The following is a 20,431-nucleotide window of genomic DNA, read 5'->3' as shown; positions in this document are numbered from 1 at the left end:
CCTTTCCCGCGGATCAGCTAACAGTAGAGACAATGAGTTATGTTTCTTCGATAATTCCCATGATCGGCGCATACTCACAAGCTTGGCGGATACGCGCACACCTGTTTCTTTCAACAAGGTGGCGGTGTGTCTCCTCTTCTTTATCTCAAGCCAGCAGCAGGCGGAGCTCTGGAAAGCCGGTGGCCTAGGACTCTTTTCGGCGTACCAGGGCAGGTTCACGAGGGCCGGGCGAGGATCCCGGAGCAATGCTAGCCCCCCCTCGCACTAAATTCATCTTCGAGATTCGATGCCTCCGAAGCCAATTCGTGCCAGAAAGCGGCCCAATTTTCCCCGTGAATAGGCAAGGCCGTGATAGCTTGCCAATACAGCGCGGGCCCAGGCGAGATAGAGTACGGGCTGGTTTAATCGACGCGCCAGCCAGAAGACCCTGTGGCTCCAATGGCTGATCGCATAGCGCATGAGGTAGATCGTCTTGCGTTGCGCGCTCAAGTGATGGCTGCCAGCCGCGACCCGCTTGCGCGGGCGGATGCCCAGTCGAGGCCAGGTGAGCCGGAAGGACAGGCCCTCGCGCCGCTGGCGGAAACCGGCTGCCTGCGTTGCGATGACGAAGTCCGGTTCGACAGGTGACAGCGATAGCCGCTTTTCGGCAATACCGACTTGAATGAGATTAAGAAGGTGAGGGGAGCGGACGATAACCACATTGGTTCCCCTTCCGTCGGAAGAATAGGGTTCATGCCAAGCATCGCCGAATGCTATATCGGCGGTCTCGGCCACCACGTCGTCGCAGAAATTGCAGGCCGAATTCTGAAAGAAACCGGCCCCCCAGTCGCCATCGGCCATATGCCACCAATCGAGCGCGGAGGTGCTTCCATCCATAAGCGTCATCTGCGCCCGATACCAGTTGGCGGGGCGGTCGGGGGACTTCATCCGATAATCGAAGTGTTTCGCCTCACGGAGATCGCGATGCATCTGCCATGCGAAACTTTCGGCCATGCGGGCGCTTTTCATGTGCCCGCAGAAGAGGCCGAGCGTGAAGGGGATCCGCTCCTTCAACAGGGGATCTGCGGCGCAGGAAAGCCGAACGGCCTTGATGAAGCAGGGTACGCCGATGACCGCATATCGGCCGGGAATTTTGCGGATTTCATCGAGCACGCCCGACAGCTCCACGGGATAGTAGCGGGACTTCGCGCCGGCGCGAAGATCCGCAAGCGTCCGCGAAAGCGAGTAGCGGAACAAGGGCTCGTTTCCCTGTGGGTTCGCGTTTTCGGTTACATGCGCCACCCCATCGATCATGCCGCGGGTGAGAAGTTCCTTGGCGACCCAGGTCACGAGCCCGCCCGAACTTCCATTTGCCCGATAGTCCGCTTCCTCGGCATAACCGACGAAGGCTACCTCGAACCGGCCAAGCAGCGGATCCTTATGCGCCGCTGCGGGAAAATGCCGGAGCGCCAGTTCGTCCTCATCGCCGGCGGCCGGAGAGAACGGACAAATAGCAGAAAATTCAGCGCTCGGCTCTCTAAGCCACGCTGCAGCGCCTGTCGGCTTCAATTGGCCGTAGCGGTCGAAGGCCATCTCCCGCTCGGACCCGGCGAGGCAGGCGCCGCAGCCGATGCAGAGCCCGGAGCGCAGGATATCCCGCGGTGCGCATAGGTCTTCCGACGTGGGTTTCCGAAGAGCTCTACCGGACGACATGGCGGAGATAGTCATTCGAATTGCGCCTGAGTGCTGCGATTCGCTCCGAAATCACCAGTTCCGGTGGATGATCGAGCGCCTGGGGCAAATCCATGGAGGCGCTTTCCTCTCCTATGAGACGGCGATCAGCGCCGATAAGGGTGGTCAGGTCGCGAATCTTGTTGGAGCGGTAGTCGGAAAGCACGCAGGCGAAAGGCTTCCCATTCACCAGGGCGAAGATGCAGCCGTGGAAGAAGTTTGTGACGACGGCGCGCGCTCCGGCTATGAAGCCGGCGTAATCCTCCGGTCCGGCATCGATCCATTGGCTATCGGCCCAATCGTTCCTGTAGCCGATGCTGACGAGAGGATATCCCTTCTCTCGTGCCCAAGTCCGCACGGACTTTTGGAACCAGGCCGGAAAACCATGCCCGTAAAGGGCTATATAGTCGTGTCCGGGATCGACTTTTTCGCGCGCGGTGATCACCCGCGGGAACTGGAGGCATGGGTCCAAAACGAGTTCGGGCTCGTAGCCTAAAAGATCGCGGATGAGCCGGGCGGAGTTGAGGTCGCGGACAGATATGTCGGCAAAGTTCAAAAGCTTGTCGGTCCAGAAGCCGTTCATGCCATCGGGAGAGATCTGGTTGCCGAAGCTTGCGGCATAGGAGGCGAGTCGCGAGGAGCGAAAACCGTCGCCGTAAAAGAGCAGAGAGCCTCCATACCAGGGGTGCTTGAGGTTCCAGACTTCGTCGCTGCCGACGATGACGAGATCGAAATCCTCCGTTCGGGCAGGCTCTTCGAGAGGAAAGGGCGCAGACAGCGGCAAGGTCGCGATCGAGTGGAAGAATTTCCGGATCTTGGCCCTATAGAGCGCATGATCGCCATTCTCGTTCGGAACCGGCCGAAGGGCGCATTTCCACTCCGCCCGATCGACGCGGCGGGACCTGTGCTCCAAAAGCACGGCATCGAGGCCCATGGAGCTGAGCCCTTCGACCAGGCAGCGCGCCTGCCAATAGGAGCCGTAGTTTATGCATCGATGAAAGGTAAGAACCCCGACCTTGCGCACGGAAATACCCAGACGACAACGTGTCGAGAAGTAACCGAATAGAAGCGACAGAGTTCCATGGGTTTTTCGCTTGCAGGACTCATGCCGGCTGCCGGCATAGGGTCCGATTCAATGGCTCAGAGCGCTACGCTGTGCAGGTATCGGCGACGTTTGCGCCGCTGACGGCAGCCATCCGGACGCTCCGCCCAACGCCTCGGCGCGGTGAAAGCCTTTCTCCTGCCACGGGAAAGCCCCACGCGCCCTGATCGAATGAATCCGCTCAACCTATCAGGATCAGCACCAGGGTCTTTACATGGGTATCGATGCGTTCCAGCACGGCATCACGCTCCGGCAGCCCCACCCGGGCGTCGATGCCCTGTGCGGTCTCAGCGATAGCGTTCAGAAGAGCCGGCTCCGAGAGCCTGGCCGTTGGCGAATGCCTTCCAGCGAGCGAGCATCGGCGCCTTGAACACCCGCCCGCCCCCTGGCGACAAAGCCAAGTCATCGGCAGCCGTATGGGCGCCAGGGCGGGCGCGTCGCCATCCCCCGGGTAGATCAGCGACCAGTTTTTGAGTGCATATCGCCCTTCCCCTTCCCCTTCCCCTTCCCCATGACCATTGACCGCGCGAGCCGCCCGACGAACTCCAGTGCCGCTGTTGAGGCGAACTGACAACGGAGAACGTGTGGTTTTCATATCAGCTTTGCTTCGGCCAAAAGCTCTTCGATATAGGTGCCCTTGACCTTGGATAGTACCGCTTTTCCGATCAAACGGGTGACAATGGGCATCTCCACCTCATGTAGAGGCTTGCGATCGTTGAGGTGATAGAGTGCACTCAGCAGCACCCGGATGTCGAATGAGGATGCAAAAACCTCCGGCACGCCGCGATCGACGCCCGTCAACGTATAAACCGCCTCCATTGCGGTACGTACCGAATATTCGGTGGTGAATACCGTATCCCGCTCGGTTTCGGCGAAATTGCCGATAAAGGCCAGGTTCTTCGATCTCTCCGGCACGACTAACGGCCGGTCGCCGGCGGCGCGCGGCATGAAGTAGGAAGAAATGTAGGGCATGTTGCAAGGGATCGTGCGCGCCGAATTATGCGCGAAATCGTCGATTTCCTCCTCAGGCACACCCAGATGATAAAGCCACTCAGCACATAGTTCGGCACCGGTGCATTCGCGGATCGGCTTTTTGACGTAATCCCCCGGCTTGTCTGAAAACAGGCCATAGAGCCAAACGACGAGATCCTTCTGCGGATCCTGCGCGGCGAAATGGGGCTGCCGGCTCATCGAAAAACCGTATAGCCAGCTCGAGTCCTTGATGCTGCACGGCCCTCCGGTTACGATCCTTCCCGAGCGCGGATCGCGGCCGGTAATCCGCTCGATGTAAGGGGCGATACGGTCGTCGGTCAGAGTGACAGTCGCCGAGATCGTCCAATTCGCCTCTGGGATGTTCTCGCAGAACTTTTCGGGACGGCCGAATGAGCGGTCGCGCGCCGCCATGTTCTTCCACAGCGACCAAGCGCCGCCGCGGTCTGTGACGATCGGTGCCGGCGTTTCATTGTCACCGTAGGTCGAGCTTTCGGTGATCGAGCCGTTGGTGACGAATACCAGGTCTTTAGGCGCGACGTCGATTTGGCGGGCTTGTCCGCTTACCGTAAGATTGATGGTGGTCGCCACCTTCTCTCCTGCGGCGTCGGTGACCAGGATATCATCGACCTGCGTGTCGTACTGGAATGTTACGCCGTGTCCCTCAAGATAACTAACGAGCGGCCGGATAAGCGATTCATATTGGTTATAATAGGTGAAGCGCAGCGAACTGAGGTCGGCGAGCGTCGACACATGATGAACGAAGCGCAGGATATAGCGCCGCATCTCAAGTGCGCTGGCCCAAGGCTCAAACGCGAACATCGTTGCCCAGTAGAGCCAGAAGTTGGAAGCAAAGAACTCCTCGGTAAAGACCTCGTCGATGCGCTTGTCATCGAGATCCTGCTCCCGCATCAGGGCGAGCGCGACAAGCTCCTCGACCGCTTTCGGCGTCAGCGTCAGGTCCGGCATCTGCTCGATGGGCTCACCCCGCTTGTGGATAGCCCGGCGCGGGTTGGTGGCGGGGTCCGTCTTGTGCAGCCAGTACATCTCGTCCAGAACGGAAGCGTCTGGCGTCCGGAGCGAGGGGATCGAACGGAACAGGTCCCATAGCGTCTCGAAATGCGCCTCCATTTCGCGCCCGCCGCGGATGATGAAGCCTTTATGTTCGTCGAGTATGCCGTCCATGCTACCGCCCGGCAAAGCGAGTTCCTCGAAGATCGTGATGGCAGAACCCGGCATTTGCGCGTCCCGGATCAGGAACGCGGCACCTGACAGCGAGGCAAGCCCCGCACCGACGAAATAAGCGCGGCGACCGTCGATCCCTTCCGGCTTGAGAGGGCGGGCAAACGCCTCGAAGTTACCGTTTGTTCTGTACATCTCGAACTCCATTGGTTGTATCGGACGTGCCTGTGTTTTCCAGGAATGCCATATGGATCTTGGAGTGGCAGTTCGCGAAGCATTCAAGCGTATAGTCACGCCAGGATCAAATGACACTGGCAGCGTAAGGAATGGAACGACTTTGGACGGCTCGAAATCCGACGCAGCAAGGTTGTCGTGCAGATCAGGAAGGACAGGACCATGCGAAAGGGCGACAGTGTTGCCGTTTTCTATACCCCTCAAATCCAGAGGGCAGCGTCACCGTCTCGATCACGAGCGAGACCGACGCGGAGACGGTCAAGGCCAAAGAGATCGCCGCCCAATGGAGTGATAATGATGGCTGAGAAATTCTATGATTTTGACGTAGCAGAAATGCTGACGAGCGACGAGGCTATCGAAGCCTTTCTCGCAGAGGCTATGGAGGCAGGAGATCCCAAACTGATTGCGTCTGCCCTTGGCACGATCGCGCGTGCAAAAGGCATGACTCAAATTTCTCGTGACACTGGGCTGAGCCGTGAACACCTGTATCGCTCCCTGAGCCCAAACGGAAATCCGACGCTTGAAACAACCATCGCGGTTCTGAAGGCCATCGGTTTCCATCTAACGCCGAAGCACAATGCTGCCTGACGGGAGGCGAATGGGCCGGTCATCTCAGGCATGAAACCTTCCATGTCGGATATCGAATCCCGCAATTTCTTGCGGGGCCTTAATCGCGACACCGCCGCACCGGAAGCGGTCGATGCCTTGGCACGGATGAACTCCACTCATCCTTTCCGCGAAGGCAACGGCCGGACCCTGGTTGAATTCTTCGTACCCTGGCCGAAAGGGCTAGGTATTCGTTCGAATTCGGCGTGATTTCCGACGAGAGCATGGCGTTCGTCTCAGTCGCCGCCCACCGGTGCAGCGATCTGGCGTCCATGCGTCGCATGTTCGCGGAAATCCCCCGGCATGGATGGTGCGAAAGGCGCCACCCGTTACCATCGATATTCCATAGCCGAAAGGGAAGCGGTTAGACGACGCTGAGCTCAAGCCAGGAGCAATGGGACGCATGAAGGTGCCGCGCAAGGAAGCTGGTGGCTAGACGGCCCGAACCTGCGCCAGCCGCTTGACGGCGTATTCGTCCCTCCAGCAGACAGCGGCCTCCCAGGCCGCCGATGCCTGTTCGGCGATGTCCCATGCGTGTGCATCGAGATCAGCTGCATTGTGGGGCAGTTCTAGGTCAAGATCAGGAACGTCGACATGTGATTCGTCCCAGTCGATGAGCGCGACCCGGCCGGCACTCAGGAGTATGTTGCGTGGATTAGCGTCACCGTGGACGACGCATGTCTGACGGCCTGCAAGCCGCGCCCAGGCCGCCCGGCATCGAGCAACGCCCTCGGGTGGCATTGCGGTGAGATCGATGCGCGTCCCCCGGTCAACTTGCAGCAGGTCGGTAGAGGATTTCCAGCCCGGACGCTGCGGCCAAACCTGCGTCAGTCGATGCAGTTGACGCAGCGTGTCGGCCACGCGGCGCCAGTCGTCCGCTGTCTCAGGCGGCCCGCCCTCTAGGTATTGCATCACCAACAGGCCATCGACGAACATCCGGCCATCCATCGTCGGGATAGGTAACGGGACCGTCATGCCGTTTCGGTCAAGGTGCTGGAGGAGCTCTGTCTCCCAACCCAGATCAGCGTTGCTGCGAGTGCCAAGGCGGGCGACTGCAAGCTGCCCACCAATTTGCACGCTCCAAACATCATTGGCGACACCGCCAGTCAGTGGTTGCAGGCGGCGAGCGTCTTTCCCCCAATATTCGAGTGCATTCCATCCCATTGGCAACACTTTCAAGGCTTCAGGTCAATTGATGGATATCGCCGACACGCTCGAAACGGTGCCGGCCGTGTCGGTAATGATCCCAACGGATAGGTGTTCGCGGTTATCCTCCCTCGTTCTCCGGACCACTGTGATCGATTGTCTGGAGCGGACGGAACATAACAGCTCTGCAGCCGAGCTGCCCATGCTGCCTTTACAGTCATTCGTCAGCCATTTGAGCGCGTTGCCAATTTGGCAATCGATTGAACTAAAAATTATTCTTTATACGAACGCTCCGTTAGGTGATGATCAATTCAATCAAACGTCTTTTGCAAAAAAGAGGGGAATAAAATGTCAGACCTTAGCATCAACAGACGTGGTTTCATGAAGACGGCAGCGGCCATTGGTGGTCTTGCCGCCGCGCAGACTCTCCTGTCGGTTCGACCCGGTTCCGCCGGTGAACCCGCTAAAATCCGCATGCAGCTCGGCTGGCTCGCCTCCAACGGTCTCCTTGGCGAGATCGTTGCGATCAAGAAAGGCTACTATTCCGAACATGGGCTCGATCTGGAGATCGTCCCTGGCGGACCGAATGTCGACGGCGTTGCCGGCGTCGCGGCCGGTCAAGCGTCGATCGGACAGATCTCTTCGAGCCCCTCCGTCATGCTGGCGCGTGGCGCCGGCGTTCCGATCAAAGCGATTGCAGTCGGCTATCAGCAACACCCCTATGCCTACTTCTCCAGAAAGGCCAAGCCGGTTCGAAGCGCTCAGGATATGATCGGCAAGACGGTTGCAATCCAGCCGACCGGCGCGGTTCTGCTGCGCGCGCTCCTGACCAAGAACGGTGTCCCCGAAGACCAGGTCAACGTCGTCAACATGGGTGCAGACATGAACCAGCTCGTGACCGGCCAGGCCGATGTCGTGGTGGGCTGGATCACCAACACGAATGCACTCAAGGTTCTCGGCGATGACAGAATCGATCTGATGCTGTGGGACGCGGGCATACAGCTTTACGCCAACGTCTATTACACGACCGACCAAGAACTTGCGGATCATTCCGAAGAACTAGCCGGCTTCATTTCGGCGACCGCCAAGGGGTGGGGCTATGCACGCGATAACCAAAGCGAGGCTGTCGATCTCCTGATCGACGCCTATCCCAACCTCGACAAGACAAGCGAACTCGAGACGATCGGACCGCTGATGAAGTTCGCTTTCAACGAGACGACGAAGGTGGATGGTTGGGGAACCATGACTGAGGAAAATTGGGCAGCGCAGATCAAGACCTACGCTGATCTCGACCAGTTCAAAGAGACGGCTCCGACTGTCGAGGATGTCATGACCCTTTCGATCCTCGAGGCGACTGCCGATATCCGCAAGCAGGTCGGGTGATCGCCATGCCGATCACTCTGAAGCAGAATTACGCCGCCCCGCCCACTGACGGGACACCGCCGGCTGTTTCCGTAAGCAACCTTCACATCCGCTTCGGCAATGAAGGCTCCGAATTCACTGCCCTGCAGGATGTTTCCATGCAGATCCAGGAAGGAGCGCTGGTGACGATGCTCGGCCCCTCCGGGTGCGGAAAATCGACTCTGCTCCGGTGCATCGCCGATCTGGTGCACATCAGCGACGGCTCGGTCTCGGTGCTTGGCCAAATGCCGCGCAAGGCGCGGGAAGGGCGCGATTTCGCCTTCGTCTTTCAAGACGCAACCCTATTGCCCTGGCGCTCGGCCATCGAGAATGTGCGCCTGCCAATGGAGGTTGGAAGGCGGGATTCCGACACAACCTTCGCCGATCCGGAGCAGCTTCTGGCTCTTGTCGGATTGAAGGGCCGCGAAAACGCCCTGCCGCACGAGTTGTCGGGTGGGCAGCGCCAGCGGGTGGCGATTGCACGCGCCCTTGTGACGCGACCGCGCATCCTCCTGATGGACGAGCCGTTCGGCGCTCTGGACGAGATCACGCGCGACAAGCTTAACGAGGAGCTCCTGCGGCTCTGGCAGGAAACGGGTACGACGATCCTCTTCGTCACCCACTCGATTCCCGAGGCCGTCTTTCTTGGCCAATACGTTCTCATGCTCGCCTCTCATCCCGGCCGGGTGAAGGAGTTCATGAAGATCGATCTGCCTGGTCCGCGTACTCTGGCCATGCGCGACACGGTGGAGTTCATCCGGATCACCGCGCAGTTACGCGCCCTGCTGGAGCAATGCTGATGACCGACACCATTCATTCGGCAGAAAATACCGTGCCCGTGTCGACCAAGAAGGCCGCCGCAGCCAATAAACTACTCGCTCCGTTGCTCGACAACCTGCCTGCTGCGCTTGCGATCGTCGGCTGTATTTTACTGTGGCAACTAATCGTCTGGGGGTTCTCGGTTCCGACCTTCATGGCGCCGAGCCCGGTTGAGGTGCTCTACGCGTTCAAGGAAAACGCCGGCATCCTTTGGACCAACCTGCTGCCGACCCTGATGGAAGCGGCCTTGGGTTTCGTCTTCGGCAATCTCGTCGCGGTGCTGCTCGCCGTCTGGTTCGTCTATAGCCCGCTCGCCGAGAAGGCCTTCTATCCAATCGCTGTGATCATCAAGTCGATCCCGATCATCGCGCTCGCGCCAATCCTTGTTCTGCTTGTGGGCAACGGGTTCGCGCCGAAGATCATCATCGCCGGCCTGATCTGCTTTTTCCCGACGCTGGTCAACATGGTGCAGGGCCTGAAATCCACCAGCCCGGCAATGCTGGACCTCATGCGAGTGTTGTCGGCGAGCAATTCGGAGATCTTTTGGAAGGTCCGCCTGCCGGCCTCGCTGCCGTTCCTCTTTGCCGCGCTCAAGATCGCCGCGACCAGCAGCGTCATGGGGGCCATTGTCGCGGAGTGGATCGGGTCGAGCTTCGGCCTTGGCGCCCTCATCATCGAGGCGACCTACAATTTCCGCTCGCCGCTGCTTTACGCGACGGTGGTGATCGCGGCAACGCTTGCGGTGGTGCTCTTCTTTGCCGTCTCGATCGTCGAGAAAAAGGTCATTCGCTGGAAGCCGGCTGCGCACGATTGATTTCGATTTCATGTCGTCCGTTCAACCGAGTGCGGCGGTCGCCGCCCGCTGTCGCTATTGCGTCGGTCTGCCCGACAGGAGGAAAACACAATGAACAATACGATCAGAGTACCAGAGGGGGCTGCGGCAGTCGTCGATCGCTCCGATGTCGTTGTCGTCGGCGGGGGGCCGGCGGGAATTTCCGCAGCTGTTTCCGCAGCCCGCAACGGCGCGAGCGTGACACTTGTCGAACGTTATCCCTATGCCGGCGGCCTGGCCGCGGGAGGTATGGTGCTCGTGCTTGACGATATGGTGAACGGGCTCGAAATCACCGTGCAGGGCATCTGCACGGAGATGATCGAACGCATGCGCAAGAAGAACCTTTGCGTCGTGCCCGATGAGAACGATCGCCAGCTCGATGCTCGCGACCTGCCGGAAAGCTGGCGGCGCTGGGCGCGCTGGGGGCTTTTCGACTTCCATACGCCTTCTGCGCCGCATCCGATCTGCTACGCCGCCGCTTTTGACCCGGATGCATTCAAGCAGACAGCTTACGATCTGTTCGCGGAAACGCGCGTCAAGCTGCGCACCCACAGCTGGTTCTCCTCGGCGATTGTCGAGGATGGTGTGATCAAGGGCGTCATTTGCCAGACCAAGGCGGGCCTCGAGGCAATCATGGGCAGCGTCGTGATCGACGCGACCGGCGACCTCGACGTTGCGGCGAACGCGGGCGCCGCCCATGTCGAGGACAGCTTCATCGTCACCACCGTCTCGCGCTGGGGCGGGGTCGACACCGAGGCGGCAGAGCGCTTCGAATTCGAGGAGCCGGCGCGCTTCAAGGTGCTCGATCATGAGGCCAAGCGTTTGATCGGCGGCTGCTGGGCTTATTGGTGGCTGAAGACCCCGCTGCCGGGTGTCGTTTGGCTCAACTGCCCGCACATGCCGAAGCTCTCCGGCCTGAAGGTCGAAGACCTGACGGCGGCTGAACTCGAAGGCCGAGCCCGCATGGGCCGCTTGCTGGAATTTGCTCGCGAGAAGCTTCCCGGTTTCGAGAACGCCTTTGTAGTCGATTTCGCGCCCCAGACGGGCGTGCGCCAGACGCGCATGCTGCAGGGCGAGTATGTAGTGACCAAGGAGGACGTCATAAACCGCCGGCATTTCGCCGACACGGTTTGCCGCGGCCGCGACTACTATACGCCCTATCGCGCGCTGCTTCCGAAGGAGATCGACCAGCTCCTCGTGGCAGGCCGTCACTATTCGGCGACGCCGCAGGCGCAAAAGTCAAGCCGTGAGATCCCGCCCTGCATGGCCATGGGCGAGGCTGCCGGCATCGCCGCGACGGTGGCGCTCAACGCCGGCACGACCGTTCGTAAAGCCGATATCAGAACCATTCAGAAACTGATGCGGGCGCAAGGGGCCGATCCTGGCGACATTCCGTCCGCGAACGCCAGCTACCTGGAGGCAGCGGAATGACAAACCTCCCCCTTTCCGGCATCCGCGTGATCGACTTCACGCAGGTGATGCTCGGTCCGTGCTGCACGCAGATGCTCGCCGACTACGGCGCCGACGTCATCAAGATCGAAAAGGAGAAGATCGGCGACCTGTCGCGCTGGTCGCTCGGTTCCGATCCGGACGGGCTGAACAATCCTGTCTTCTGCTCACTCAACCGCAACAAGCGTAGCCTTGCGCTCGACCTGAAGCGCGAGGACGCGCGCGCAGCGGTGCTCGCGCTCGTCGACGGGGCAGACGTGGTCGTCAACAACTTCCGTCCGGGCGTGATGGAGCGGATGGGCTTCGGCTACGCCGCCTTGAAGGCGCGCAATCCGCGGCTGATCTATGCGGTCGGCACAGGCTACGGCTTGACCGGGCCCTACGAACACAAGGGCGGGCAGGACGTGCTCGCCCAGGCGGTCTCGGGCGTGATGCGCCGAAAGTCCGACCAGAGCCATCCGCTCTCCATCTACGCCACGCCGCTGGCCGATTTCTCGGCTGGCATGCATCTCGTTCAGGGTATCCTGCTGGCGTTGCTTCATCGGGATAAGACTGGAGAGGGCCAGCAGGTCGCCGTCAGCCTCTACTCCTCGATGCTCGCCATGCAAATGCAGGAGGGTACCGTCCATATGATGCGCAACAAGGAACTCAACTGGGGCGCCTTCCCGCTGACCGGCGTGTACGAGACGACTGACGGTGCCATCGTCATGGTCGGCGCCTTCAAGCAGAATCCGCTGCGCGACATCTGCGTGGCGCTGGAGATCGATGATCTGTCGCTTCAGCCCCGCTACGCCGATTTCGACTCCCAGATGGCGCACCGCCCTGAGCTTCAGGCGGTCTTCCGCGAAAACTTCGCGAAAAAGGCGACGGCGCACTGGATCACGCGCCTGGAGGCGGTGGATATCCTTTGCGCACCTGTCCGCTCGATCGGAGAGGCGCTCGAAGACGAGCAGACGCTGATCAACAAGATGATCCTCGAAGCGGGCGAGACGGCCGCCGGTCCCATCCGCCTGATCGGTTCGCCGATCGACATGTCGGCAGCAACCGTTTCCGTCCGCATCGCGCCCCCGCGTCTTGGCGAACATAACGAGGAAATCCTTGGCGCGCTGAATGCCACCCGGCGGGGGAACGCGGCATGAGCGTCGAGTTCGCCGTTGCCGACCGCGTGGCGCGCGTCACGCTCAACCGTCCCGAACGCATGAACGCCGTCGATGCGGCGACGGAACGGGAGCTGGACCGGATCTGGCGCGAGATCGAAGCCCGCGACGACGTCAGTTGCGTTGTGCTGACCGGGGCCGGGCCGAAGGCCTTCTGTGCCGGCGCCGACCTCAAGGGTGTCGGAAAATCTGGTGTCGATTACTGGGTCGAGAGCCGGCCCGACGGATTCGGCGGCCTGGCGTTCCGACGGTCCCTTGACGTGCCGGTGATCGCCCGCGTCAACGGCTTCGCGCTGGGCGGCGGCTTCGAGATGGTGCTCGGCTGCGATATCGTCATCGCCGCCGATACGGCACGCTTCGGCCTGCCGGAAGCGCGCGTCGGCCGCATGCCACTCGATGGCGGCATGGTGCTGCTACAGCGGAAGATCCCCTTCAATCGCGCTATGGCGGTGCTGATGACCGGCAAGCAGTTCAGTGCGGCAGAGATGTTCGAGTTCGGTATCGTCAACCAAGTCGTGCCGGCCGAAGGGCTGGACGAAGCAGTCGACCTCTGGGTTGCTGAGATCGTCGCCTGCGCACCGCTCTCGCTCAAGGCTATCAAGCAGACGGTAAACCGCACCGGGCACCTCTCGCCGGCCGAGGCCCAATCCTTAAGGACACCGGCTCTGATCAAGGCCTTACAGAGCGATGATGCGGCGGAAGGCGTTGCGGCATTCCAGCAAAAGCGTGCGCCGGTCTGGAGAGGCCGATAGACATGCGATAGACAGCAGCGTCGAACCGGGGAAGGGTATGCACGCAAGTATTTTAAAATATTTCGCCGCGGTAGCCCGCTCCGGTTCGATCCGCAAGGCTTCGGAAGAACTGCACGTCGCAACATCCGCGCTCAGCCGTCAGATCAAGAAGCTCGAGGATGAACTTGGGATTACGCTTTTCGAGCGTTTTTCTAACGGATTGCGCCTGACGGCAGCCGGGGAGGAGGTATTGCGGCATGCAAAGGGAACGCTGCGGGAGTTTGAAATCCTGCGCAGCGATCTCGGCGCCATGCAGGGAAAGAAGACCGGCCGCGTGCGTGTGGCCTGCCTGGATAGCCTCACCGTCAAATTCCTGCCCGAGCAGGTGAGCGCGTTCCATGCGCAGCATCCCGCGGTCAGCTTCTACATACAGACAGCCGGTCATGGTAACATTACCAACTATGTCGCAAAGGGCGATGTCGATCTCGGATTGACCTTCGACCTTGCCCGGCCTGACGACACCGAGATGGTCTTTCGCGTCCCGATGCCGCTGGTGGCGTGCGTCGGCAAGAACCATCCTTTGGCGAAACACAAGACGGTTTCCCTTCTCCAGTGCTCGCAGTTCAATCTGCTTCTCCAACTCGACACGCAGCCGATCCGGTCGTTGATCGAGATCGAGCTCTCGGTGTTTGAGCGGACCGGGCGTTCCTTCGTCATCTCCAACAGTCAGATGATGCTCAAGCCCTTCATCATGTCGGGGCAGGGGGTGGCCTTCTTCACGCCGCTCGGCTTCATGGACGAAATCAAATCAGGCGATATCGTCCCGCTGCCGATTTCGGGATCACGGCTGCAGAACCTCCATATCGGCATTCTTGTGCAGAAACGGCGGCAATTGACGCATGCCGCCGAAGCCGTGATCGAGGCCTTCAGCCGTGGGCTCCAGAAATACAGCGACACCATCATTGAGGTTATACAGACTTGACCCAGAGCCCCGGTATACGTTTCCTGCCGCGGCCCGGCCATGAGCCCGCCCTGCACGACCGTCTACCGGCCAGAGTTCCAGCCGAGGCGCTGAGGCCAGGCGCACTCCTCATGCCCGCGCCCGTCAATGCCCATGATCACGGCTACGGTATCCGCACGCTCGATTTTGGCTGCGTCGACGATGCGCTCGAGGTCTGGATCCCGTCGCTACGCTTGCGGCCGCGCACCGATCCCTATCTGGAGGCGCTCGTAGCCTTCTCCCGGCTGGCGCTGACCGGCATCGGCGCGACCATGCATTGCCACAACTCGCTCAACGTCGACCGTCTGGTCGAGGAGGCCGGGGCAGTAATCCGGGCGGCATCCGAAGTCGGCATCCGGCTCGCCCTGTCTTGTCCGCTGCTCGATTTTGACCCTTGGGCCTATGACGGTGGGCCGCAGCGGTTGAGGCGCTTCCTGTCGACAGAGGACTGGTCGGTGCTCGCCCCTTCGGTCCCCCGCTATGCGCCGATCGCCCGCCAGATCGAGGCTGTCCTGCAGGTGGCGGCCGAAAACGACAATCCCATGATCGACGTGCAATTCGGGCCTATCGGCCCGCAATGGTGCTCGAACAGGCTTTTGGAAACCATCGCCGAGGTATCGGCGCTGCACAGCCGTCGTATCCACATGCACCTGCTCGAAAGCCCACGCCAGCGGCGTTGGCTCGACCGGCGCTTTCCACAGGGCGTGGTGCGCTATCTCGACGAGATCGGCTTCCTCTCGCCGCTGCTTGCCGTCGCCCACGGCGTCCAGCTTCACGAGGATGAACTGGATCTGCTTGCCGAGCGTGGCGTGCAGCTTGTATCCAACCCGTCGGCCAATCTCAGGCTGCGTTCGGGCGTCGCGCCCCTACCGACAATGACACGGAAGGGGCCTGAATTCGCCATCGGCCTCGACGGGACCGGATTCGACGACGACCAGGATCTCTGGCGCGAGCTGCGGCTGGCCTATCTGCTGCACGGCGGTCGCGAGGTTACCCGCAGTCTCACTGCGGCCGATCTGTTCGACGCCGCGATTTGGACCGGCGCGAAGGTCCTCAACATGCCGGCGGCTGAGGACTACGTGGTCATCGACTACGCAGCGCTCATTGCCGACAGTCTGTTTGACGACGTTGATGAGACGGAGGTTTTGATGGCCCGCATGAGCGGCGCACATGCCAAGGGATTAATCGTCGCGGGGCGGGAAATCTTGCGTGACGGTCAGTTGATCCATATCGAATTCGAGGCCGCGCGACGGGAATTACTGGAGCAGGCACGCGGCGATTTGCCTCGATTGCAGGCGGAGCGCGCTAGCGCACTAGCGCTCGCACGAGCAACCCGCGACTTCTACACCGAGTGGGAATGACCACCCGCTTCTCGTTGTTCAAAAAATTCCAGCAATGTGCGCAGAGATTTTGTGCCAAGAAGCCGCACGAAGTTGGAGGGTTTCGCCGCGCGCCGCTCTCTTCCGATTATGAGTGCGATGCTGTCATGTTTTTCGGGAAGTCCGCTATGGAAGGATGATCCTTCGCCACGGAACGGCTTCGATCCCACCCGCCCGGGGATCCGATCCCGGTCACGGACGAATCAAAAAACTCGCGGTTAACGTCGAGGAACAGGCGGTTGTCGTCGGTGATCTCCTCATCCCAGACGATCGCATCGACAGGACAGATCGATAGGCAAAGGCCGCAATTGATGCATTCCTCGGGATGGATGTAGAACATCCGTCCGCCTTCATAAATGCTATCGACAGGGCAGGCGACGGTGCATGCGCCATCCTTGACGTCAATGCACGGCGCCGTGATAACGTAGGTCATGATGATCCCCTCCAGGCTTCTGCGAAACCAGAGCAGAAAACCTCCCAGATACTGTTCCAGAAACAGGTATTGTGGGGAAGTTCAGCTTTTTGCTTTAGAGATTGCCGAAAAGGCAACGCTGCAGACGTCCACGATAAACAACATCAAATCATGACGGGCTCGGACCGATGCTTGTGGCCCCGCTCAGGTTCACGGGGGGTGATGCGCGGCGGATGTCGCAATGCCATAAGCCGACGAAAAGTTCTTGATCGCTCTCGTTAGAATGGACTGGCTGAATATCCATAAATGTGATACTCGGATATCCACGAAGGAGATATCCAGATGCCGCTCTATGTTCGTGATGATGACGTGCTGTCCCTCGCCGTCGAATTGCAAAGACTTACTAATGCACCGAGCAAGACTGAGGCGGTTCGGCGCGCCCTGCGCCATGAGATCGAGCGCACCCGGAACGCCATGCCAATTCGCGAAAAGCTTGCCCGCGCGCGCGCCAAGGCGCAAGAGATTGGCCTTGGCGATCCCGATTTCGACATGAAGAAATACACCGACGAAATGTGGGGTGATATATGATGTTCATCGACGCCTCAGCTATCGTCGCTATCCTGAAGCCAGAAGCGGATGCGGATGAGCTGCTGGACAGGCTCGAGAAAAGCGACGGACCCTTTTTCGTTTCGCCGTTGGTTCGCTACGAGGCGACTGTGTCGCTTGCTCGCGCCCGGGCGCAACAAACAAAGAAGCCGACCGCTCCCACCCCGGAGATGCTCGAGATCGCCCGGGAGGCGGTCGACCTATTCGTGCAAGATATTGAAGCGCGCGAGATCGATATCTCCAGCGAGATTGGGAAACGCGCCCTCGATGTGGCCACAATCTACGGAAAGGCAATTGGCCATCCGGCAGATCTGAATTTTGGTGATTGCTTTGCGTACGCCTGCGCCAAAGCGTATCGGCTCAAGCTGCTGTACAAAGGCGACGATTTCGCAAAAACCGACCTCGCGCTCATTTAGCGGATGCGTTCACGCCAGAGCACATAGATGTAGCCGCTTGCCAACATAACGCCTGCAATGCCTTGACGAGCGGCGCCAGAAACCAGATCAGCAGGCCTCCTGAAGAATGCGGTCCAATCGGTCACATCATGGTGGTAAAGAGGGCGACTCAGTTTAGAGCCACCATGCCAAGCGCACCAAATGTCCGTCCACGATGATTAGGCGGTCCATCGCTTTTCCGTCAGTCTGACGGCAGAACAGCACGCGAACGTAGCCATGAATTCTCCCTTGCCTGGGAGCGAGACTCACGGTTCAATTCTCCGGAACGGGTAAGGAATTAACGGCAGATGGCTTACATTGACCAGATCATCATGTTCTGCGCCGGTATGTGGATGACGGCGGCAGGCCTTGGCTATGTGAAGGTCAATACTCAAGTTCCGTGGGTTGTTAAAATCACACGGCATTTTCGATGGATGGGACCGTTGTTGATCGCCCTCTCCATTATACTGTTGTTTGAACCGCGCTAGTTTTCAAGTCGCCATCATCAACGATGATGCGATCGTACTTTGCACGGCAATGCCGACGCCGCTTGGAACAAGCGGCGTCGCTAAAGGGCCATTTAGCGCAGGGCGCCGATCAAGCCAGTGTGACGTTTTCCGCTTTCGACTTTCCGGTCTTGCGGTCCTGACCCAGCTCGTAGCTGACTTTGTCTCCGTCTCGGAGCGATCCACCTTGCACCGCCGACACGTGGACGAACACATCTGCTCCACCATTGTCGGGCGTGATGAACCCAAAACCCTTGTCCTGATTGAAAAACTTAACCGTACCGGTAGCCATAAACATCCTCGTGAGCTGAGCGGCATTCGTGCCGCGGGGGGAGCTTATTCATCGCAGCGCCAGTCTGCAATCCTTTCTTCCTAGATTCGGCAATCTAAGCGGGTTTTGACCCGGTGGGGCTCCATACGACCGCAGCCGTGCAGAGCCCCGTGGGAGGTAGGCAGTGGAAATATCCTTGCCGCGTGGTGACGACAGCTCAGATATTGGCAAGCAAGTCGTTGATCCGGCTTTCCGCACCGGAAAGCGCATCCTCGATCGATTTGTCGCCGTTCACGGCAGCTCCGATTTCGTCACCGATGATGTCTTGGATGGCGAATTGGCGCTGGACGGCGGCGGGCAGCGAGCGGCCGGTCTCGGCAATCTCCGCAATGTTCTCGCGGTGCGGCAGGCTCTTGAACTCCGGCATGTCGAACACGGTCTTCACAGCCGGCAGGTGGCCGGTGCGTGCCCACTGGAAGTCGTTCTCGGCCAGGAACTTGAACAGCTTGGCTATCGCCGCGGTCTGTTCGGGGGAGCGGTCCTTTTTGGGCATGACCCAACTATGGCCATCGGCATAGGTACTGTCTTGCGCAGGGAACAATTGCGGCACCGGATAGACGGTATAGCCGCCGGAAAGCGCCGTACCCGCCTTTTCCGCTTGCGCGACATAGTCGCCGATCAACCAGGTGCCGTTGACCGATATGCCTCCGTCCCCATTGGCAAAAGCGGAAACGGCGGCCGCATAGTCGAGCCCGAGCGTGGTAATTCCCTCGTCCTTGGTGCGCTTGATCAGTTCGACCGCGGCCTTGGCTTCAGGCGTGTTCAACTTGATCTTCGTTGGGTCGGCGAAGAAATCGGCTTTCTGTTGTTGCAACAGGGTGTAGAGAATGCGGGCATAGGACGCCGTCTCGTTTGCAAGGATCTGCACGAGATAGGGCTTGCCGGTCTTTTCCTTGAACTGCTTGCCCTGCGCGATCAGTTCGTCGGCGGAGGTCGGCAGGATCGGCGTGCCATCGGCGTTGAGGAGACCCGCCTCCTTCATCAGATTGAGGTTGACATGGAACAGCATGGTCCAGTTGTCGAAGGGAAGTCCGAATATCTGGCCTTCCTTTGTCACGCCACCGCGAGCCGCATCGGTGAAGCTGTCGGGCGAGATGCCCTGGCTTGCGAGGACCTCGTCGATCGGTTCGATCAGGCCGCGGGACTGATAGTCGGAGATCGCCGAATAGTGCATCGAGACCACGTCGGGGGCCGCCCCCGAGGCAAGCTGTGCGTTCAATTGATCGTAGCCCGGCCATTCGACGGTCGTAACATTCACGTTGATATCCGGATTGTCGGCCTCGAACTTGTTGATCAGCGCGGTAATGATGCCGCACTCACCGACCGCCGAGGATACGTCAGTGACATTGCCGTAATCGGCATCGCATGCGCCGAAGAAGCGCTGGAGTTCGATCGTCGTATTTGCCTGGGCAGCGGAGCCGTATGTGAGGGCAATCAGTGCTGCAGTGCTTAAAAGGATACGTCTCATGGCAGTCTCTCTCCCTTCGGTTTCGGGCGCTCGGGCCCGTTGATTGAAACTGGCGCGACCGAACTCCTCCCGGCCGCACCAGGCTACTTCACAGCGCCGCCTGACACGGCGGTGACGATGTGGCGCTGGAAAATCAGATAGACGACAAGCACCGGCAGACTTGCGAACACGGCCTGCGAGGCCAGAAAGCCCAAGCCCTCGCTCTGCGCGAAATTCGTCTGGGACGACGCGATGCCGACCGTCAGCGTGAACATGTCTTTCTTGGTTGCCGAAATCAGCGGCCACCAATAGTCGTTCCATCCATGCAGAAAGGTGAAAATACCGAGCGTGGCCTGCGCGGGCAGGGTGAGCGGCAGCATGATCTTCCAGAAGATGCGAAACTGGGAAGCGTTGTCGAGCAGCGCCGCTTCGTCGATCTCCTTCGGGATGGCGCGGAAGAACTGCGTCATCAGGAAGACGCCGAAAGCTGAGGACAATCCCGGCAGCATGAGGCCAAGATAGGTGTTGTGCAACCCGAACCAGTTGAACATCTGGTGGCGCGCGATGATCACGGCCTGCTCGGGAACAGCAAGTCCGAACAGCACAATGACGAACAATGTGCGGCGAAACGGGAATTCCAGCCTGGCGAAGGCATAGCCCGCCAGCGAGGAGAGCACCAGGACGCCGAGTGTCTGGCCGCTCGCCACGACCAGGCTGTTGAAGAACCAGCCGAACACCCGCGAGGTTTGCAGGATGTTGAGATAATTGACTGCGGTGTAGGGAAGCCGGAACACCGAATCCGTACCCAGCATCAGTTCCTGGTTGTTCTTGATCGATAGTCCGACCAGCCAGGCAACCGGGGCCATCATGACCACCGAAAGCACGCCGGCAATCCACAGCAGCGTAGGATTGGTCGTCAAGGCGTCGGGTTTGTAAGTCTTGTTGTTCGCAGCCATG

Annotated in this window: 21 protein-coding genes; 13 read left to right on the top strand and 8 right to left on the bottom strand. The window is 59.8% G+C overall.

All coding sequences use genetic code 11. From position 1 onward, the window contains the following. Positions 1 to 270: 270 nt before the first annotated feature. The 3 genes from ACE04I_RS02560 to ACE04I_RS02550 all read right to left on the bottom strand — a co-directional run bounded on the left by ACE04I_RS02560 (position 271) and on the right by ACE04I_RS02550 (position 5,191). Complete coding sequence (locus ACE04I_RS02560; RefSeq protein ID WP_487206550.1) at positions 271 to 1,572, bottom strand: Coenzyme F420 hydrogenase/dehydrogenase, beta subunit C-terminal domain; 1,302 nt, start codon at positions 1,570 to 1,572, stop codon at positions 271 to 273. Positions 1,573 to 1,678: 106 nt separating this feature from the next. Continuing rightward, the gene (locus tag ACE04I_RS02555) at positions 1,679 to 2,734 is read right to left on the bottom strand and encodes a polysaccharide pyruvyl transferase family protein (RefSeq protein WP_487206518.1); all 1,056 of its coding nucleotides are present in this window, start codon (positions 2,732 to 2,734) and stop codon (positions 1,679 to 1,681) included. Positions 2,735 to 3,403: 669 nt separating this feature from the next. Continuing rightward, positions 3,404 to 5,191: an oleate hydratase gene (locus ACE04I_RS02550; RefSeq protein WP_487206517.1), complete on the bottom strand. Its 1,788-nt coding sequence runs from the start codon at positions 5,189 to 5,191 to the stop codon at positions 3,404 to 3,406. 324 nt (positions 5,192 to 5,515) lie between these two features. Between ACE04I_RS02550 and ACE04I_RS02545 the strand changes: the two genes are divergently transcribed. Then, positions 5,516 to 5,806: an addiction module antidote protein gene (locus ACE04I_RS02545; RefSeq protein ID WP_046793668.1), complete on the top strand. Its 291-nt coding sequence runs from the start codon at positions 5,516 to 5,518 to the stop codon at positions 5,804 to 5,806. Positions 5,807 to 5,848: 42 nt separating this feature from the next. After that, positions 5,849 to 6,034, top strand: coding sequence for a Fic family protein (locus ACE04I_RS02540; protein ID WP_487206516.1), 186 nt, complete (start codon positions 5,849 to 5,851; stop codon positions 6,032 to 6,034). Between the two features lie 222 nt (positions 6,035 to 6,256). Here the strand turns inward: ACE04I_RS02540 and ACE04I_RS02535 are convergent, their stop codons facing one another. Continuing rightward, positions 6,257 to 6,988 (bottom strand): phosphotransferase enzyme family protein, encoded by a 732-nt coding sequence (locus ACE04I_RS02535; RefSeq protein ID WP_487206515.1) that lies wholly within the window; start codon positions 6,986 to 6,988, stop codon positions 6,257 to 6,259. 330 nt (positions 6,989 to 7,318) lie between these two features. On the opposite strand from ACE04I_RS02535, the gene ACE04I_RS02530 reads away from it, so the two are divergent. The 8 genes from ACE04I_RS02530 (at position 7,319) to ACE04I_RS02495 (ending at position 15,720) form a co-directional block, all read left to right on the top strand. Then, positions 7,319 to 8,353, top strand: coding sequence for an ABC transporter substrate-binding protein (locus tag ACE04I_RS02530; RefSeq protein ID WP_487206514.1), 1,035 nt, complete (start codon positions 7,319 to 7,321; stop codon positions 8,351 to 8,353). 5 nt (positions 8,354 to 8,358) lie between these two features. Continuing rightward, positions 8,359 to 9,171: an ABC transporter ATP-binding protein gene (locus ACE04I_RS02525; RefSeq protein ID WP_046793669.1), complete on the top strand. Its 813-nt coding sequence runs from the start codon at positions 8,359 to 8,361 to the stop codon at positions 9,169 to 9,171. Then, positions 9,171 to 10,004 (top strand): ABC transporter permease, encoded by an 834-nt coding sequence (locus tag ACE04I_RS02520; protein ID WP_046793103.1) that lies wholly within the window; start codon positions 9,171 to 9,173, stop codon positions 10,002 to 10,004. Before ACE04I_RS02525 ends, ACE04I_RS02520 begins: the two co-directional genes overlap by 1 nt. A 90-nt stretch (positions 10,005 to 10,094) precedes the next feature. Then, positions 10,095 to 11,453 (top strand): FAD-dependent oxidoreductase, encoded by a 1,359-nt coding sequence (locus ACE04I_RS02515; RefSeq protein WP_487206513.1) that lies wholly within the window; start codon positions 10,095 to 10,097, stop codon positions 11,451 to 11,453. After that, positions 11,450 to 12,610, top strand: coding sequence for a CaiB/BaiF CoA transferase family protein (locus ACE04I_RS02510; protein WP_487206512.1), 1,161 nt, complete (start codon positions 11,450 to 11,452; stop codon positions 12,608 to 12,610). Before ACE04I_RS02515 ends, ACE04I_RS02510 begins: the two co-directional genes overlap by 4 nt. After that, positions 12,607 to 13,380 (top strand): enoyl-CoA hydratase-related protein, encoded by a 774-nt coding sequence (locus ACE04I_RS02505; protein ID WP_487206511.1) that lies wholly within the window; start codon positions 12,607 to 12,609, stop codon positions 13,378 to 13,380. The genes ACE04I_RS02510 and ACE04I_RS02505 overlap by 4 nt, the downstream gene beginning before the upstream one ends. Before the next feature lie 37 nt (positions 13,381 to 13,417). Next, on the top strand, positions 13,418 to 14,341 hold the full coding sequence (locus ACE04I_RS02500) for a LysR family transcriptional regulator (protein WP_046793107.1): 924 nt from the start codon (positions 13,418 to 13,420) through the stop codon (positions 14,339 to 14,341). A gap of 110 nt (positions 14,342 to 14,451) precedes the next feature. Continuing rightward, positions 14,452 to 15,720 carry an amidohydrolase family protein gene (locus ACE04I_RS02495; protein ID WP_487206510.1) on the top strand — a complete coding sequence of 423 codons (1,269 nt, stop codon included), beginning with the start codon at positions 14,452 to 14,454 and terminating at the stop codon, positions 15,718 to 15,720. A 106-nt stretch (positions 15,721 to 15,826) separates the two neighbouring features. On the opposite strand, the gene fdxA is transcribed toward ACE04I_RS02495, so the two are convergent. After that, entirely contained in the window at positions 15,827 to 16,171 is a 345-nt protein-coding gene (gene fdxA, locus ACE04I_RS02490) for a ferredoxin (RefSeq protein ID WP_487206509.1), read from the bottom strand. A gap of 321 nt (positions 16,172 to 16,492) precedes the next feature. Between fdxA and ACE04I_RS02485 the strand changes: the two genes are divergently transcribed. The 3 genes from ACE04I_RS02485 (at position 16,493) to ACE04I_RS02475 (ending at position 17,678) form a co-directional block, all read left to right on the top strand. After that, positions 16,493 to 16,738 carry a type II toxin-antitoxin system VapB family antitoxin gene (locus tag ACE04I_RS02485; protein WP_046793110.1) on the top strand — a complete coding sequence of 82 codons (246 nt, stop codon included), beginning with the start codon at positions 16,493 to 16,495 and terminating at the stop codon, positions 16,736 to 16,738. Next, on the top strand, positions 16,735 to 17,172 hold the full coding sequence (locus tag ACE04I_RS02480; RefSeq protein WP_487206508.1) for a type II toxin-antitoxin system VapC family toxin: 438 nt from the start codon (positions 16,735 to 16,737) through the stop codon (positions 17,170 to 17,172). Before ACE04I_RS02485 ends, ACE04I_RS02480 begins: the two co-directional genes overlap by 4 nt. A gap of 326 nt (positions 17,173 to 17,498) precedes the next feature. Then, positions 17,499 to 17,678, top strand: a complete 180-nt coding sequence (locus tag ACE04I_RS02475; RefSeq protein ID WP_046793112.1) for a hypothetical protein — start codon at positions 17,499 to 17,501, stop codon at positions 17,676 to 17,678. Positions 17,679 to 17,787: 109 nt separating this feature from the next. On the opposite strand, the gene ACE04I_RS02470 is transcribed toward ACE04I_RS02475, so the two are convergent. The 3 genes from ACE04I_RS02470 to ACE04I_RS02460 form a co-directional block, all read right to left on the bottom strand. Further along, the gene (locus ACE04I_RS02470) at positions 17,788 to 17,988 is read right to left on the bottom strand and encodes a cold-shock protein (protein WP_046793113.1); all 201 of its coding nucleotides are present in this window, start codon (positions 17,986 to 17,988) and stop codon (positions 17,788 to 17,790) included. A gap of 196 nt (positions 17,989 to 18,184) precedes the next feature. Then, positions 18,185 to 19,495 carry an extracellular solute-binding protein gene (locus tag ACE04I_RS02465; RefSeq protein WP_046793114.1) on the bottom strand — a complete coding sequence of 437 codons (1,311 nt, stop codon included), beginning with the start codon at positions 19,493 to 19,495 and terminating at the stop codon, positions 18,185 to 18,187. Between the two features lie 83 nt (positions 19,496 to 19,578). Further along, positions 19,579 to 20,430 carry a carbohydrate ABC transporter permease gene (locus tag ACE04I_RS02460; protein WP_046793115.1) on the bottom strand — a complete coding sequence of 284 codons (852 nt, stop codon included), beginning with the start codon at positions 20,428 to 20,430 and terminating at the stop codon, positions 19,579 to 19,581. Position 20,431 lies beyond the last annotated feature (1 nt).

It is taken from the genome of Rhizobium moroccans (assembly GCF_057559155.1).
The sequence above is the reverse complement of the archived record's forward strand: the minus strand, read 5'-3'. Positions and strand labels throughout refer to the sequence as shown.

Excerpts from the sequence above, each read along its gene's own strand:
- ACE04I_RS02560 (WP_487206550.1), bottom strand. The coding sequence starts at position 1,572 with ATGGCCTTCGACCGCTACGGCCAATTGAAGCCGACAGGCGCTGCAGCG.
- ACE04I_RS02550 (WP_487206517.1), bottom strand. The coding sequence starts at position 5,191 with ATGGAGTTCGAGATGTACAGAACAAACGGTAACTTCGAGGCGTTTGCC.
- ACE04I_RS02545 (WP_046793668.1), top strand. The coding sequence starts at position 5,516 with ATGGCTGAGAAATTCTATGATTTTGACGTAGCAGAAATGCTGACGAGC.
- ACE04I_RS02540 (WP_487206516.1), top strand. The coding sequence starts at position 5,849 with ATGTCGGATATCGAATCCCGCAATTTCTTGCGGGGCCTTAATCGCGAC.
- ACE04I_RS02535 (WP_487206515.1), bottom strand. The coding sequence starts at position 6,988 with ATGGGATGGAATGCACTCGAATATTGGGGGAAAGACGCTCGCCGCCTG.
- ACE04I_RS02530 (WP_487206514.1), top strand. The coding sequence starts at position 7,319 with ATGTCAGACCTTAGCATCAACAGACGTGGTTTCATGAAGACGGCAGCG.
- ACE04I_RS02525 (WP_046793669.1), top strand. The coding sequence starts at position 8,359 with ATGCCGATCACTCTGAAGCAGAATTACGCCGCCCCGCCCACTGACGGG.
- ACE04I_RS02520 (WP_046793103.1), top strand. The coding sequence starts at position 9,171 with ATGACCGACACCATTCATTCGGCAGAAAATACCGTGCCCGTGTCGACC.
- ACE04I_RS02515 (WP_487206513.1), top strand. The coding sequence starts at position 10,095 with ATGAACAATACGATCAGAGTACCAGAGGGGGCTGCGGCAGTCGTCGAT.
- ACE04I_RS02510 (WP_487206512.1), top strand. The coding sequence starts at position 11,450 with ATGACAAACCTCCCCCTTTCCGGCATCCGCGTGATCGACTTCACGCAG.
- ACE04I_RS02505 (WP_487206511.1), top strand. The coding sequence starts at position 12,607 with ATGAGCGTCGAGTTCGCCGTTGCCGACCGCGTGGCGCGCGTCACGCTC.
- ACE04I_RS02500 (WP_046793107.1), top strand. The coding sequence starts at position 13,418 with ATGCACGCAAGTATTTTAAAATATTTCGCCGCGGTAGCCCGCTCCGGT.
- ACE04I_RS02495 (WP_487206510.1), top strand. The coding sequence starts at position 14,452 with ATGCCCGCGCCCGTCAATGCCCATGATCACGGCTACGGTATCCGCACG.
- fdxA (WP_487206509.1), bottom strand. The coding sequence starts at position 16,171 with ATGACCTACGTTATCACGGCGCCGTGCATTGACGTCAAGGATGGCGCA.
- ACE04I_RS02485 (WP_046793110.1), top strand. The coding sequence starts at position 16,493 with ATGCCGCTCTATGTTCGTGATGATGACGTGCTGTCCCTCGCCGTCGAA.
- ACE04I_RS02480 (WP_487206508.1), top strand. The coding sequence starts at position 16,735 with ATGATGTTCATCGACGCCTCAGCTATCGTCGCTATCCTGAAGCCAGAA.
- ACE04I_RS02475 (WP_046793112.1), top strand. The coding sequence starts at position 17,499 with ATGGCTTACATTGACCAGATCATCATGTTCTGCGCCGGTATGTGGATG.
- ACE04I_RS02470 (WP_046793113.1), bottom strand. The coding sequence starts at position 17,988 with ATGGCTACCGGTACGGTTAAGTTTTTCAATCAGGACAAGGGTTTTGGG.
- ACE04I_RS02465 (WP_046793114.1), bottom strand. The coding sequence starts at position 19,495 with ATGAGACGTATCCTTTTAAGCACTGCAGCACTGATTGCCCTCACATAC.
- ACE04I_RS02460 (WP_046793115.1), bottom strand. The coding sequence starts at position 20,430 with ATGGCTGCGAACAACAAGACTTACAAACCCGACGCCTTGACGACCAAT.